Annotated in this window: 12 protein-coding genes; 9 read left to right on the top strand and 3 right to left on the bottom strand. The window is 56.1% G+C overall.

Going from position 1 to position 15,197, the window contains the following annotated elements; genetic code table 11:
• Positions 1-236 precede the first annotated feature (236 nt).
• On the top strand, positions 237-1,073 hold the full coding sequence (locus NW818_RS07795) for an anti-sigma factor domain-containing protein (protein ID WP_414424248.1): 837 nt from the start codon (positions 237-239) through the stop codon (positions 1,071-1,073).
• A 24-nt stretch (positions 1,074-1,097) separates the two neighbouring features.
• Here the strand turns inward: NW818_RS07795 and NW818_RS07790 are convergent, their stop codons facing one another.
• A complete protein-coding gene (locus NW818_RS07790) occupies positions 1,098-1,643 on the bottom strand; it encodes a helix-turn-helix domain-containing protein (protein WP_414424247.1) in 546 nt (181 codons plus the stop codon).
• Between the two features lie 209 nt (positions 1,644-1,852).
• Here NW818_RS07790 and NW818_RS07785 point away from each other — a divergent pair, with 209 nt between their 5' ends.
• The 7 genes from NW818_RS07785 to NW818_RS07755 all read left to right on the top strand — a co-directional run bounded on the left by NW818_RS07785 (position 1,853) and on the right by NW818_RS07755 (position 11,991).
• Complete coding sequence (locus NW818_RS07785; RefSeq protein ID WP_414424246.1) at positions 1,853-2,746, top strand: bestrophin family protein; 894 nt, start codon at positions 1,853-1,855, stop codon at positions 2,744-2,746.
• 180 nt (positions 2,747-2,926) lie between these two features.
• Positions 2,927-4,219: a metallophosphoesterase family protein gene (locus NW818_RS07780; protein WP_414424245.1), complete on the top strand. Its 1,293-nt coding sequence runs from the start codon at positions 2,927-2,929 to the stop codon at positions 4,217-4,219.
• Positions 4,220-4,221: 2 nt separating this feature from the next.
• On the top strand, positions 4,222-7,818 hold the full coding sequence (locus NW818_RS07775; RefSeq protein ID WP_414424244.1) for an AAA family ATPase: 3,597 nt from the start codon (positions 4,222-4,224) through the stop codon (positions 7,816-7,818).
• A complete protein-coding gene (locus NW818_RS07770; RefSeq protein WP_414424243.1) occupies positions 7,808-9,001 on the top strand; it encodes a DNA double-strand break repair nuclease NurA in 1,194 nt (397 codons plus the stop codon). Before NW818_RS07775 ends, NW818_RS07770 begins: the two co-directional genes overlap by 11 nt.
• Entirely contained in the window at positions 8,998-9,591 is a 594-nt protein-coding gene (locus NW818_RS07765) for a hypothetical protein (RefSeq protein ID WP_414341843.1), read from the top strand. The genes NW818_RS07770 and NW818_RS07765 overlap by 4 nt, the downstream gene beginning before the upstream one ends.
• Positions 9,591-11,297 carry an ATP-binding protein gene (locus NW818_RS07760; protein ID WP_414406527.1) on the top strand — a complete coding sequence of 569 codons (1,707 nt, stop codon included), beginning with the start codon at positions 9,591-9,593 and terminating at the stop codon, positions 11,295-11,297. The genes NW818_RS07765 and NW818_RS07760 overlap by 1 nt, the downstream gene beginning before the upstream one ends.
• Positions 11,298-11,439: 142 nt before the next feature.
• A complete protein-coding gene (locus tag NW818_RS07755) occupies positions 11,440-11,991 on the top strand; it encodes a hypothetical protein (protein WP_414412580.1) in 552 nt (183 codons plus the stop codon).
• Positions 11,992-12,004: 13 nt separating this feature from the next.
• Here the strand turns inward: NW818_RS07755 and NW818_RS07750 are convergent, their stop codons facing one another.
• A complete protein-coding gene (locus tag NW818_RS07750) occupies positions 12,005-13,195 on the bottom strand; it encodes a M20 metallopeptidase family protein (protein ID WP_414424242.1) in 1,191 nt (396 codons plus the stop codon).
• 137 nt (positions 13,196-13,332) lie between these two features.
• On the bottom strand, positions 13,333-14,118 hold the full coding sequence (gene hisA / locus NW818_RS07745; RefSeq protein ID WP_414424241.1) for a 1-(5-phosphoribosyl)-5-[(5-phosphoribosylamino)methylideneamino]imidazole-4-carboxamide isomerase: 786 nt from the start codon (positions 14,116-14,118) through the stop codon (positions 13,333-13,335).
• Between the two features lie 70 nt (positions 14,119-14,188).
• Between hisA and rsmB the strand changes: the two genes are divergently transcribed.
• A partial coding sequence (rsmB, locus tag NW818_RS07740; RefSeq protein WP_414424240.1) for a 16S rRNA (cytosine(967)-C(5))-methyltransferase RsmB occupies positions 14,189-15,197 on the top strand: 1,009 nt, incomplete at its 3' end.

The raw sequence follows: 15,197 nt of genomic DNA, 5'->3' as shown, positions 1-15,197 counted from the left end.
GCTGTCCATTCCAGTTGTCTCCTTCGGAAGTCGGTGGGATCCCAACTCCTGCAAGGGGCCTGCTGCCGGAACTGTTGAGAGGGGGGATCCAAGCCAGCTTTGGATGAGAGGTGAAGTCAGCTCGCAAGGGAGCCGGATCCAGGGCTAGTGTATAGTTCTGGAAAGTTTCCCGGCCCGGCGCTACCGGCTGAGCCAGGATCAGCCTAGATGGGCCCATCGGATGCCCCAGAGGTGGTATGGCTGAGCTGACCGATTTCCAATTAATGCGCCAGATCCAACTGCGGGATCGCCGCAGCCACTTTTTGCTCAAGGATCGCTATCAGAAGCGCCTGCTGGATATTGCCTTGGCCATTCTCAAGCAACCTCACCAGGCGGAAGAGGTGGTGCGGCAGGTGTTCGAGTTCTGCTGGAAACACGCCAATGCCTTTGACCTGCAGCGGGATCGCTCAGTGGCTCTGTGGCTCTACGAGTTGACAGCCTTTCAGGCTAGGGAACGGCTGCGGCGTTGGGCTTGGCTACCTGCCCCCCTCTCCATTCAAACTTCGGCTCCCCTGTGGCCGCAACGTCTTCTCTGGGGCAGCCTGGCGGTATTGGGGATCTACGCGGTAGCCATAACAGCGGCCTACTGGCGGCTGCGCTGGCAGTGGGGATCCCCCATCGAGGGAGAGTCAGCGGCGCTTCAACAGCTCTATCAAGAGTGGCAACGACAGCCGCAAGTGCAGCGAACCCTGCTGCGGGATCCCAGCTTCAGCACTCCCCTGTTGGTGCAAGCCCTCTGGTCGCCCCATGCCAAGCAGGTGCTGCTCTTGGCCTCGGAGATGGCTCCCGCCCCCCCAGGGAGCACCTATCAACTGTGGCTGGAGTCGGAGATCCAGGGAGGGGGACGACTGCTGGAAAACGCCGGCACCTTTGCCGTCAACGCGGAAGGATCCCTGCAGTGGCTCAGTCAACCCCTCCATTCTGAGCAGCCGACCCGCCTTCTCATCACCCTCGAACCGGCAGGAGGAAGCGAATCCCCCACAGGCCCGCCTCTGCTGCAGAGCAGTTTTTGGATCCCTGCTGCCCAGCCCTGATCAAGAGATCACCTGATCAAGAGATCAAGAGAGATGGGGGGATGGCTGGGGAGTTTGTCCCCCGCTCTTGCGCCGCTTAGCATGGGATCCCCGCAAGCGCACCTTGAGACGGTAGCGAACCGTTTCGTGAACGACCTTATAGGAGGCATCCACACCGTGCGTTTCCCGCAGCCATTCGCGAATGTCGCTGTAGGTACGGAATCGGCCAGGCTGATGCAGCTCCTGCTTAAGGATTTCCAAAACCGACTTGGGGATGAGGGGTTTGCGCCCTTGGTTGCGGGGCACCGTCAACATGCCCTCTAGCCCCTTGGCCTTGTAGCGTTGAAACCATCGAAAAATCGTTGAGATGTCCCGCCCCAGAATTTCAGCCAAGCCTGTCATCGTCTTGACTTTCCCAATCTTGAGCAGGTAAAGAGCTTGAACCCGCTCCTTGCCGGTCGGTGTGGACTGCTTGCCAAGTAGAGATTTGAGCTCTTCAGCCGATTCCTGAATGTCGAGCTTGAGGACTCCAGCCATGTTGGGGCGTCGCAGAACAGCGTTGAATTCGTTGCCTGGCGGAGAGTCTACCACAGTAACTTGGGGTTTTGGAAGTTGTTCGTGAAGTTTGCCTGGGCATCTCTTGACGTTTACAGAATCTCAGAATCTCCAGCTGAAAAATCTCCAACAGGCCACCCTTGTCGCTTTTCAGGATAGGCGGGCAAGGGATCCCCTCTAGGGCGGCAGGCCGTGGCTGTAGGAGTGGCTGTAGGATCAGAGGGCAAGCTTGCCGACGCTGCACTATGGTTCTTCGCAAGTATCTTGCAGGAGAGGGGCTGCGTTGGTTTCGCCTGGCCCTGCAGTTGCAAGGATCAGTTGTGCCGGCAGTGCTGCCCCGCGCCTTTATCTGCGGCTTGGCCGGGGTGCTGGTTTCGATTCTGTATAAGCTGGGGCTGCCCCTGGCGCTGTCGTCGTTGGTGGCGTTTGTGCCCAACATCGTTTTGGATTTGATGCTGGTGTTTCGGACAAACACCGCCTACGAACGGTTTTGGGAGGGGCGGAAAGCTTGGGGATCCGTGGTGAATGACGTGCGCAATTTGGCCCGCCTGATTTGGGTAGCCATTGAAGAAAAGCAACCCGGCGACCGGGAAGAGAAGATCCAAACTCTATATCTGTTGCCCGCCTTTGCCATGGCCATGAAACAGCACCTGCGCCAGGAACCTTTGCTGGATGAGATTCAGCCCCTCCTCAGCCCGGAGCAGTTGCAACGTCTCCAAAGCCTCAACCATCCCCCTTTGCAGATTGCCTTTTGGATTGGAGATTATCTGCAGCGCCAATACCAAAAGGGCCGCGTTGAGGTCTACCAGCTCACGATCATGGTGGAGCGGCTCAACAGCATGGTGGATGCGCTGGGGGCCTGTGAGCGCATTCTCATGACCCCAATGCCGATGGCTTATGCCCTGCACTTGAAGCAGTTGCTGTTGCTTTACTGTTTGTCTTTACCGTTTCAAATGGTGGAGGGCTTGGGTTGGATGACCGGCCCCATTGTGGGATGGCTGAGCTTTATGTTGTTTGGCGTTGAAGAGATCGGCATCGAAATTGAAAACCCCTTCGGCCGGGATCCCAACGATCTGCCCCTCGATAACATTTGCAACAAGATGAAGCACAATATTGCGGATTTGATCAATTCCACTTAGGGAACTCTCGCCGTTCTGGATGGCAGGGCAGCTGCCCATTTCAGATCCTCAGCCGGCACCTACCCCTAGTGGAGATAGCCGGGGCGAACCCGATGATTGAGAGGAAGGGATCCCTATATCTTGGGTAGGGAACAAGATGGGTTTGCTAAACTGTGGACAATTTGCCGAGGTGCTCTGGGGATGGCCTGCTCAACCTGCACATTTTTACACCTGGCCGATGTGCATCTGGGCTATGACCGCTACGACAGCCCGGAGCGGAGCAAGGACTTCTTTTTGGCTTTTCGGGATGTTGTCCGGCGCTATGCCATTCAGGATCCGGTGGACTTTGTGCTCATCGCCGGAGATCTGTTCGAGCATCGGCAGATTCAGCCCGGCGTTCTCAACCAAGCCCAGATCGTCTTGCGGGAGCTGCAGCAGGCCGGGATTCCGGTGTTGGCCATCGAGGGCAACCACGACAACCGTCCCTATGGCGTGAAAACCAGTTGGCTGAGGTACTTAGCCGATCACGGGGAGTTGATCCTGCTAGAGCCGGAAGCAGGGGAAGAGGGCCTGGAGTTGCGTCCCTGGGCGGGTGGGCGGGGGGGCTACCTAGACCTGCCCTGTGGGGTGCGGGTGATTGGATCCCAGTGGTACGGATCGGCAGCCCCTCGGTCGATTGAGCAGTTGGCGGCGGCCATTCGACGGTTGCCCCCCGGCCCAGAACGGGTGGTGTTGATGTTCCACCACGGTCTAGAGGGCCAAATTGCCCGTTACCAAGGCGCTCTGCGCTACAAAGATCTGCTGCCCCTGCGGGAGGCGGGGGTGGGCTACCTGGCCTTGGGACACATTCACAAAAGCTATTCCGAGGGGGGGTGGATCTTCAACCCGGGATCCCTGGAGGCCAACAGCACTGCCGAATGGGACTTCCAACGGGGGGCCTATCGCGTCCGCTGGGGAGATGGCCCACCCCAAGCGGAGTTGGTGCAGGATTACCATCAGCGGCCCCGCCGCCGGCTCTATCTGGAGGCCAAGGGCAGAGAAACCCCCGAACAGATTGCCGCAGCAGCCATTGCCTTGGCTAAGGGATCCCGTTTTCAGGAAAGTGAGATGGAGCCGATGGTGGAGTTGCGGCTGGTGGGACAGGTGGGGTTCGCCAAGCATGAGCTGGATAGCCGCGCCCTACAGTGTCAAATTCAGCAGCTTACCGGCGCCTTGCTGGTTCTGTTTCGTTTTGAGGCCAATACTTTAGAGCTCGGGTCGGCTGCCCTTTCCTTGGAAGAAGAGGGGCAGAGGCTACAAATCGAAGAGAAAATCTACAGGGATCTGCTGAGCAGCCATGCCCACTACCGCAAACGCAGTGAAGAGCTAGCGCGGCTGCTTCTGGATCTTAAAGAAAAGGTTTTGGATGGGCAAGGAGAATCTGAAGTGTATGCTCACCTAAGGGGAGCTTTTGATGCTCCGCATCGCTGTCGCGAATGGGGAGCAGAAGACTGATTATGCGGATCCTCTCTCTCGCTTTACAAAACTTCAAATCTCATGAGGATGCCGTCTTCACGTTTGAGCCAGGTATTAACGCCATTTGCGGAGAAAACGGAGCGGGCAAGACCAGCATTTTAGAGGCCATTGCCTGGGTTTTGTTCGACTACTGTCCCTACAGCCAAGAAGAAATCATCCGCTCCGGTGCCAACGACGCAGTGGTGACTGTGCAATTTATCTCCCAATGGGATCAGCGCACCTACGATGTTCGCCGCAGCGTAACGCAGGGATATCGTCTCTTTGATCCCCAGCTGAAGCAGCGCCTAGAGTATGAGCGCAAGTCCGATGTGCTGCCGTGGCTGAGGCAACATTTGGGCGTACCTGCCGGTACCGACCTGGCGCGGCTCTTTGCCACAACGATTGGGGTGCCCCAAGGGACTTTCACAGCAGACTTTCTCAAAACCGGTCGAGATCGCAAAGAAGTTTTCGATCGCATCTTAAAGGTGGAAGAGTACCAGCAGGTAGCCAAAGACCTGTTGGCGGTCGAAAAATACAGTGAGGCGCAGATTCAGGCCATTAATCATCAAATTGAATTGCTCCGCCAACAGCTACAGGAGTGGGATCCGCTGCAAGCGGAGCGGCAGAAAATCCAACAAGAACTGAGTTATTGGCAAGAGCGCTTGAGTCAATCGATCCACACTCTGGATCAGGTTAAGCTTGAGATCGAGCGACTGGAGAAATGGCTTGAGCAAATCCAAACTTTAGATCACCAGATTGCCCAACTGGAGCAAAAGGGATCCCTGCTTCAGGTATCTCTTGAGCAGGCAGAAAAGTTATGGGCAGAGGCCAGGCAAGCTCAAGCGCAGCAACAGCAATACTGGGAGGGATCTCAGCATTTTTTGGCCACAGAAGCTCGCTTGCGGGAGCTGGAAAAACAGCAACAGCAACGCTTGGAGTGGCTGAAACAGCGGGATGCTTTGCTCTCGCAAAAGCAGCATATCGAAAACCAATTGGCAAGACTTCAAGAAAAGTTAAGCCAACAGCAGCGCTGGAAGCAGGAGCTAGAGGAGCTAACCCCGCAAATTCAGGCCCAAGAGGAGCTAGAGCGTCAGCAGACCTATTGGACTCAACAGCTCAACACGTTGCTACACCTGCACCGCGAATGGGAACAGATCCAGGCAGAATGGACAGCCCACGCCGAGCGCTGTCAACTGCTACAAAGCCGAGTGCAAGAAGCTGAACAGGCCCAGGCCATATGTCGGCAGCATCAATTGACCTACAACCGTTATTTGCAGTTGGAAACCCTCATTGCAGAGCAGGAAGCGCTGCGGCGAACCCGACAAACTTTACTGGCTCAACGGGAAACTTTGCAACATCAACTGCATCGATTGGAGCTGCAGGGATCCGAATATCAGCAACAACTCCAGATCTTCCAAAAAATGGAGGCGGAAAAACTTGAGCTGCAACCCCTGTGTGAACGGCAGGCCTCCCTGGAGCAGCGCCACTCCCAACTTGGCGAGAAGTTGGCTTCCTTTCAGGCTCTGCGCCTTGAACTCAAACAACGGGAAACGGAGCAGGAACAAGGCCAAGTCCAATTGCAACAACTGCAGCTCCAACTGAGACAACGGCAGGCGGATTTGGAGCGGGTAGCCGCCATTCCTGCGCTCGAAACTCAACAGGAGCGATTGCAAACTCAGCTCAGCCGCATTGCCGCAGCTCGTCAATTTCAACAGGAGCTACAAGCCCTTTTTGAGCAGGGCTCGGATCAATTGGCTCAACACCATCACAGCATCCGGCAACTTCTGGACGAATTGGAAGCGCAGCGACACAACTATCCCCAACTTCAATCTCTGTGGCAGCGGATCCCAGAGGTACTCACTCGATCTTCAGCACTCAGCCAACAGTTGCTCCAGTCCATCCATCAGATTTTGCAGGATCTGGCTCCCCAAACTTCCGAGCCCCAACTTCGTCAGCAGTTGTCCAACATCCAAAAACAACTCAGGACTTTGCAACCCTTGCTCGGCCTAACCGCACAAATACCCGATTTACAAGCCCAAATTCAGCAACTGCTGCAGTTGCAAGCCGAACGACAAAGCAGAATTGATGATCTTCACTGGGATCTTGAGGCTGAGCCCACCTTCCTTCGGCAACAACAGGAAATTGGCCAGGCGCTGCAAGAACTGGGGGATCCCAGAGGGCAAATCCAGCGCTTGGAAAGAGATCTCAGCCGCAAGTCTAGGGTTGAGCAAGAATATCAACAAATAGCGGCCCATGTTCAGCAACTCCAACAGCAGATACAAGCCCTAGAAGAGCAGCTGCAACCGCTTTCAGATCTGGATGAAAGAATTGCAGCTTTGCGGGAAGAACAAGGCCGGCACCGCAACAACTACGAGACCTTTATCCGCATGCAGCCTCTTGCCCAAAGTTTGCCCCGACGGCAAGATGAACTCCAAGCGGCCCAGTTGGCCCTAGATCAAATCCAGAAAGCCAAGCAAGAAAAACAAGCCCAGATCGACCGCTGGGAACAAACAGAGGGATCCAAAGATGACCTGCAAGCCCAAATTGAAAAAGCCGCCAAAACCTTAAAATCTCTGGGGGATCCCAGAAGTCAAGCCGAACGGCTCAAAGCAGAGCTAAAACAGGAGAAGCAGTATTTACAAATGCAGGCCGACTGCCTGCAGCAGCTTCAGGATTTACAGGCCGCACTCAACCCTATCGAGGAGGCCCTATGCCAAACGGAGCATCTGGATCGAGAGCTGGGATCCCTGCAGGAAGAACGCGAACGATACCGTTTAGATCACGAGCGCTATCTGCAGGCAGAACCCATTGCCCAATTGCTTCCCCAGCGGGAACAGGAACTGGCCGAGCTAAACGCCCAGCGGCAGCAACTGCAAACTCAGCTTTCCCAACTTCGCGCAGCACGGGATCCCTTGGCTGCTCTGTATCAACCGCAGGAGCATGAGCGCCTTCGATCCCTTCTGCAGGCCACCGAAATTCAAAAAGCCGAAGCCCAGGCCCGACTGGAGAGCCTAGCTCCTCAACTGAGCAAAATTGAGGAAAAGTTGCGGCAATTGGAACAGACCAAGGCAAGCTTAAAGCAAGTCGAGGCAGAAAAAACTGAGAAAGAACGCCTACACCGCTTTATCAAGTTTAGCCGAGATACCTATAGAAAAGCCGGCCCTCAAATTACCCAATACTACCTGCAGCAGATCAACCATACTGCCGATCACCTCTTCCGAGAAATTCTCAACCGTCCCAACGTCACCCTGACCTGGGAAGCCGATTATGAGATCCGCGTTCAAGAAGCCGGCAGCCCCAAACGACGGTTTGCCAGCCTTTCCGGGGGAGAGCAAATGTCGGCGGCCTTGGCAGTGCGCTTGGCTTTGCTCAAGGTGTTGGGACAACTAAATATTGCCTTTTTCGATGAGCCCACCACCAATATGGATACCCAACGGCGACAGCGGCTGGCAGAGGCTATTACCAACCTGCGATCTTTTGAGCAGCTGTTTGTCATCAGCCACGACGATACCTTTGAGCAAATGACAGAAAATGTTATTCGGGTGGAAAGGCACTCCGGATCCAAGTCGGTAGGGAGGGATCCCGCCTATGGTGTTTAGAGCCGACCGGATCCTGGCAGTGTTGCAGCAAAAGCGGGAGGCCTTTGCCACTTTTGATCAAAGGCTGTCGGAGCGCAGAGAATACTATAAGCAGGCTATGGAAAGCTTGCGCCAGTGGTCGAGCTTAGAGATTGCCGAAAAAATAGCTCCATTCCCTTTCCCAGGCGCTTTACCTACTGCGGAGTGGGATCGCTACTCCAATTGGAAGATCCCTTTTGAGCAGGAATGGGCCAATTACGAAGAAAGCCGTGAGTGGGCGAAGTCGGTCATTGAAAATATTCCCACCTTTGCCGTGGATGGATCCCAGATTTATCCCAGCAAAGATCTGTCAATACCGGTGGCGCTGGTGCAAATTGGCTGGTATGAAAATTATCACTGCGCAGCAGGCTTGTACGAAAAAGACATCCAAGTGGATGTATTGACTCCAAGGGACCTGGGATCCGACAGCAGCGGCGAACCGAAAGAGCGAATGGTTAACATGCGCCGCTTTCAAATGGAAATCGAGAGACTTGTAGAATACATTCAAAAATCTCAACCGGGATCCCGAAAATTGGCCTTTTTGGACGGGGCGCTGGTGGCTACTTTTGCCGAAGTCTTTGAGCCAGAAAGCCAAGACTTTTATGTGCAGTGTTTGCTCCAGCTTCTGCGGGCCAGCGAGCAAAGCCGGATCCCCATCGTGGCCTACATAGACACCACCTACACTTCCGATTTGGTGGCGTTGCTGAAGCATTGTTTTGACCTACCCGAAGCTCCACAGCTTCACGATGCGCAACTGCTTAGTCCCTGGTTGGAGTGGGGGGATCGCACACCTTTTTTCATCTGTGCCCGCGGCGGCAGCCTCAACCCCCAAGATGGGATCCTCAACTCCTACCAAGAAATGCGGGAGCGAGTGGGGTTTGTTTACCTGCGCACCAATGACAACTTTCCGGCCCGCTTGGAAATACCCGTTTGGGTTTATGAGGCAGGACTGTTGGACTGGTTGGTGGATCTGGTTCGCTGTGAGGTGGTGATTGGGCGAGGTTATCCTTATGTGCTGGAGACAGCCGATCAAATAGCCGTTATCCGCAATGAGGATCGCAACCTTTTCTTGCGTCTCATGCAAGATTGGGCCGCTCGCGAAAAGCTGAACCTAAGGCTATCCCGGAAAACAGTAAGTAAATTACAGCGGAGACGAGTTCGATGAGATTGGGAAAGGTGGTTCGCTCCAACAATCACTGTGATTACGTGGTGCAGGTGGACGATGCTTTAGAAGTCAAAAATCCGCCGACTCCTGATGACTATGGCTTCGGCAGCTTTGTCAAGCTAGAAAGCGACCGGCGACACTGGGCCGTAGGTCTGGTCTACAACACACAGCTTCTGAACCCGATGTTCCTCAATTCTGGGCCGCGTCTTTCCAGCCAGCCGGATCCCTATTTTTCCCCCGATCTGCAGAATGAAGTGCGCACGCTACTCTCGGTGGTCTTAATCGGGGCCTTGGATGAAGAGCGCCGCTGTGGCCGGCAAGGGATCCCACGCGTGGTGGTGCCTGTAAACACGCCGGTTTTTCGCATGAGCCGGGAAGAGATCCTGCGCTTTCACCAGGATCCCCAAGGTCAAACCCAATTTTCCTACTATGGTTTGCTGCTGAGTAGCGGCGGCAACTTTGCCAATCATTTGATCTACCAAGTCTTGAACGACATTACGCCGATGTTTGCCGATCCAGCTCAACGGCGAGCTCTGCAAATCTTAAGCAAAGAATTGGCCTGGAAAATGACTGTAGGAGCGATGCGCTAATGCCCCAAAAAATCACCGATAATGGCCACCATCCAGAAGCCACCCTCTCTCCAACTGAGGACTCTCCAGAGGTAATTGGCACCGTCAAAGGGCCTGGAGAAACCTCTAACCAATATGTTTTCATCACTTCCAATACCCAAGCGGTAAAGGTGGGCGATTTCGTCTACTACGAAGTCCAGGATCCCCAATCGCAAACGCTGCAAATCTTGGGTAAAATTAGCCAAGTTCAGCTCCTGGATCACATCCCCGATCGCATCTTTGCCGATACCGAAATCGATCCCAGCACCATTGTGGCTCTGGTGGGCTTTACCCATCCCAATCCGGAAATCTATGCGGTTACCGTCGAGGTCATCGGCTATTTCAATCAGAAGATGGGCTTTATTAACCCCCGCCGCGCTCCGGATCCCGGTGCCAAGGTTTTTCTGGCCTCCAATCGTCTGCTGAAATCAATTTTGAACAAACGAGATGAAACAGCCATTGGGGGTGCTCACTTGGGCAGCCTGTTGTTGCGCGATGAGGGAGCAGTGCCCGTAGTACTGGACGTCAAGGAAATGGTCAGCACCCATCTGGCCATTTTGGCGGGGACAGGATCCGGCAAATCTTATACAGCAGGGGTTTTGATTGAAGAGCTGCTTTTGCCTAAAAACCGAGCTGCCGTCCTCATTTTCGATCCCCACGGGGAATACCACACGCTGGCAGAAATGCAGTCCCACCCCAAGTTTTTTGGGGAAGATGGCTACCGACCCAAAGTCAAGGTTCTTTCACCGCAGGAAATTAAGATTCGTGTATCTTCTCTTAACTTCTTTGATATTCTGACCCTGCTGCCAGAGACCACTGACCGACAGAAATCTTTTCTGGAGAAAGCCTTTCGCAAAACAACTCAATTTAACCCGATCCGCTGGACGATTCAGGACTTAATCGATGCCGTAAACGAGGCTGATTCCGCAGAGGATGGATCCCAGGGATCCTCAGCCGCCGCTTTGGAGTGGAAATTAGAACAGATCGACCGTTCTCCCTATTTCGACAATTTGCAACACCTAGCTCCCAAAGACTTGTTTGAGCCGGGGCAGGTAACCATCCTGCAAATGCATGAGATCAGCCAAGAAGAACAGCAGGTGATCGCTGCTGCCATCTTGCGCCAGGCCAACTATGCTCGGATCAATACCCACAAAGGCAAGATCCAGCCGGGGGACGAAAATTACTTGCCCTATCCCGTCTTTATTCTGCTGGAAGAGGCCCATCGGTTTGCCCCTGCCCACGAGCCTTCCCGTTGCAAACAGGTGCTGCGCACCATCCTCAGCGAAGGACGCAAGTTTGGACTGGGAGTAGGGCTGATCACGCAACGCCCTGGCAAGTTGGACTCGGATATTCTGTCTCAATGCATGAGCCAATTTTTGATGCGAATTGTCAACCCCGCCGATCAGGAAAATTTGCGCCACAGTGTCGAGGCTGCCGGACGGGATCTGTTACAGGAATTGCCCGCCTTGAGCAAAGGTCAGGTGATCATCTCCGGGGTGTGCGTCAATACCCCTGTACTGTGCAAAGTGCGGCAGCGCTACACGCAGCATGGCGGCGAAACGTTGGATATTCTTGGCCTCTGGCAAAGGCATTCTCAAGAACACCACCAGCGGGATCGCTTGGCTCAGTCAGCCCCTCTCAAACCGCGTCCTCAACCTCAGGTAGTGGATGGACTCAGCATTGATTAGCAATGGCCCAAAACTCCAACTGTGGCCTGATCTCAATCGCTGAATCTGCCAAATCTACAATCCGAAACCACTGCTTGATTGCAATACAATTCATTTCACAGAAACAAGTTTTGGGGCGAGCAGGATGAGGAAACAAGCCCTTTTGCCAAGCTTCCTGGGCATTGCCGTTGCAGTTCTACTGGGATCCGGGCCTGCCTATGCTCAGTTGCGGCTGATCCCCGAAGCGGCGCGGCGGGTGTACGAGGCATTGCCGGATCTGCCGCTGGAAAACGTCTACACCCCCATTAACCCCAATGACGGCGGCCCTACGCCTGAGGAAGATACCTTGGTGCGGCGGATGATGGTTTACCATCTGCAGGTGGCCGGTCGCTCCCCGACCGACCGCTTTGACTGGCAACTGACGCTGGCAGACTATTTCGATGCCAATGAGCCAATCATCGCCCAACGGTATCCCGGTGCCGACCGCCTCACGGTCAACCCCTACGCCCAAGACAAAGCCGTTGTACAATCCCTGAACCGGCAACAGCGACAGGCCCTGCTGGAAGCCCTTGTGCTGGCCTTCGGTGGGGATCCCAACCCAACGCCCCTCTACATTCCCACCGACGGGGATCCTGCCCCTACCCGTCCCACCCCAGAACCTATGAAGCCCTTGCTGCTTCCCGGCAGCGGATCCGCTGACTTGCTCAGGCCCTAGCCGAGGTTTCCCGCTAACTCAAGGCTTGCCCGGTGTAGTTCTCAATGCAGCGCAGGAACAGCTCTACCCCAATGCCAAGGGCAGCCTCATCGAAGTCGAAGCGGGGGTGGTGGTGAGGGTAGTTCAGGCCCCTTTCGGGGTTGGCGGATCCCAGGAAAAAGTAGCAGCCAGGCACCTCGTTGAGAAAAAAGGAGACGTCCTCGCCGCCCATGGTCATTTCTGGGATGATCCTCGCCTCTGAGCCAAACACCTGGCGGGCAGCTTGTTCCACCAGCGCTACCATAGCAGGATCGTTGCAAACCGCTGGGTAGCCCCGTTCGTACTGAAACTCGTAGGTGGCCCCGTAGGCTTGGCAAATGCCGGCAACGATTTCTTCCATACGTTTTGAGATCAAATCCCGCACTTCCGGCTGAAAGCTGCGCACGGTGCCCCAAATCTCAGCTCTAGGGGCAATGACGTTAAAGGTATCGCCAGCCCGGAAACGGCCCACCGTCACCACCGCCGGCTGCAGCGGATCCACACTGCGGGAGACGATGGTCTGCAAAGCATTGACAATGTGGGATCCCACCACAATGGCATCCACTGTTTGTTGGGGAAGGGCAGCATGTCCGCCTCGCCCGATCACCTGAATCTGAAAGCGGTCGGCAAAGGCCATCGAGGGGCCACTTTTCACGCCAATAGTGCCCAGAGGGCGATTATTCCACAGGTGTAGGCCGAGGATGGCTTCCACATCCGGGTTTTTCAGAACCCCCGCCTCCAGCATGGGCTTGGCTCCGCCGGGGCCTTCTTCGGCAGGTTGAAAAATGACCTTGACCGTGCCCTTGAGGTGTTGACGGTGCTGTTGCAGCAGCTTGGCGGTGCCCATAGCAATGGCCGTATGGCCGTCGTGGCCACAGGCGTGCATGACGTTGGGGATGGCGGAGCGGTACTCGACTTCATTGGCCTCATGAATGGGCAGGGCATCCATGTCGGCCCGCAGCGCCAAGACTGGCCCCGGCTCTTCTCCTGTAATGGTGGCTACAATGCCAGTGTGGGCAATGCCAGTCTGGTGCGGGATCCCCCAGCTTTTCAGGCGCTGGCTGATGTAGGCGGCGGTTTGCTTCTCCTGGAAGCCCAGCTCAGGATACTTGTGGATGTGGCGGCGCCAGGTCACCAACTCGGGTTGTAAAGCTCGAACAGCAGGGCGAAGCGCAGGGACAGACATGACCTGAAAAACAAAAAAACAAAAATGTCTTGGAAAACCTTCACCGATGGCCAGTGTTGGTTGCATGCAGTTGCCTGTCGATTTTGCCCAGTATGGCATTGCTGAGGCTGCTTTCCGCTCGGCGTCGAGGTGGACATCTAGGCCCACTGGGATCCGGTTTCCGGCGGCAGATCCTGCCAACGGCCCGGCCCCACTGCTCGCAAAGCTTCCTGCAAGGAGATCGCCCCTGAGTAGAGGGCCTTGCCCAAAATGGCCCCTGTCAAACGGGGCAAGCTCAACAAAGCCAGCAAATCGGTCAGCGAGCCGATCCCTCCCGAAGCAATTACAGGCACTTGAGAGACGGCTAGGATCTGGCGCAGCTGTTCTAAATTGGGCCCGGCCAGGGTGCCATCCCGGCTAATGTCGGTATAGATGATCCCGGCAGCTCCTTGGGCTTGCACCCGTTGCACTAGCTCAGGAGCCCGCAGGGGAGTGGTGCTCAGCCAGCCGCGGGTGGCCACCTGCCCTTGCCGAGCGTCGATCCCCACCCAAACCCGACCGGGGAAGGCTTGGGTCATAGCCTCCAGGGTGTCGGGATCCTCTACGGCTAGGGTGCCAACGATCACCCGATCCACCCCCAGCTCCAGCAACTGCCGCGCCCGTTCCAGGGATCGGATCCCACCCCCCACCTGCACCGGGATGGCCAGGCTGCGGACAATGCGCTCAATGATGGGCAGGTTGACTGGATCCCCGCTTTTGGCTCCGTCCAGATCGACCACATGCAGGCGAGGGGCACCCTGTGCCGCCCAAGCTTCGGCCTGCTGGATGGGGTCATCGGCCACCTGTTCCGCCTGAGCATAATCCCCCTGGTAGAGGCGCACGGCGTGGCCCTGGAGAAGGTCGATGGCGGGGATCACCTCTAAGAAGGCGCTGGTGTAAGGCATGATTGGGATCCCTTAGGGGCTTCTCCAGTATCGCCCAGGGGGGAGAATGGGAAAACCTTTTGGGGCGACCATGAACGCACGTCAACTGGCCCTCTTGGCCTTGCAGAAAATCGAGCGCCAAAACGCCTATGCCGACCTGGTTCTGGGGCATTTGTTGGCCAACAGCAGCCTGATCCCCGCCGACCGGCATCTGGTCAGCGAGCTGGTGTATGGCATTACCCGCCGTCGCCGCACCCTCGATGCCTTGATCGATTGCTTTGCCCAGCGTCCTGCCCACAAGCAGCCCCCCGATTTGCGACTGATTTTGCATCTCGGCCTCTACCAACTGGCTTTTTTGGATCAGATCCCGGCCAGTGCTGCCATCCATACCAGCGTGGAATTGGCCCGCCAGATGGGGCTGGGATCCCTGACAGGGGTAGTGAACGGCATTTTGCGAGCCTATCAACGGCAGGTGCTGGATCAAGCCGGAAAGGATCCCCTCAAGCCCCTCGAGGACACTCTGCCAGCCGACCCAATTCAGGCTTTGGGGATCCGGCACAGCTTTCCCGACTGGTTGGTGAGCCTATGGTGGGAGCGCCTGGGGCCAGCAGAAGCCGAGCAGTTGTGCGCCTGGTTCAACCGACCGCCCCACCTAGATCTGCGGGTTAACCCGCTGCGGGCAGATGTGAATAAAGTCATTCAAGCCTTGGCAGCAGCCGGGATCCCTGCCCTCCCCATCTCCGAGGTGCCGGGTGCCTTGCGACTTCAGGATCATGCTGGCGACATCACGGCCCTGCCCGGCTTTGCCCAGGGTTGGTGGAGCGTTCAAGATGCCAGTGCCCAGCAGGTGGTGCATTGCCTGGATCCCCAGCCGGGAGAGCGGGTGATCGACTGCTGCGCTGCTCCGGGCGGCAAGACCACCCAAATAGCCCAACACATGCAGGATCGGGGGGAAATCTGGGCTTTGGATCGCCACCCCCACCGTCTGCGGCGCCTGGAGGAAAATAGGCAGCGCCTGGGCTTGAGCTCAATCCGTCCCCTGGCCATCGACCTGTTATCCCTGAGCGCTGCTGCCGATCGCGTCAGCGGGACGGAGTCCT

The sequence above is a fragment of the Synechococcus sp. R6-5 genome, assembly GCF_047461775.1.
In the GTDB taxonomy this organism is placed as follows: Bacteria; Cyanobacteriota; Cyanobacteriia; order Thermostichales; family Thermostichaceae; genus Thermostichus.
This window is presented reverse-complemented; position numbering and strand designations above follow the sequence as displayed.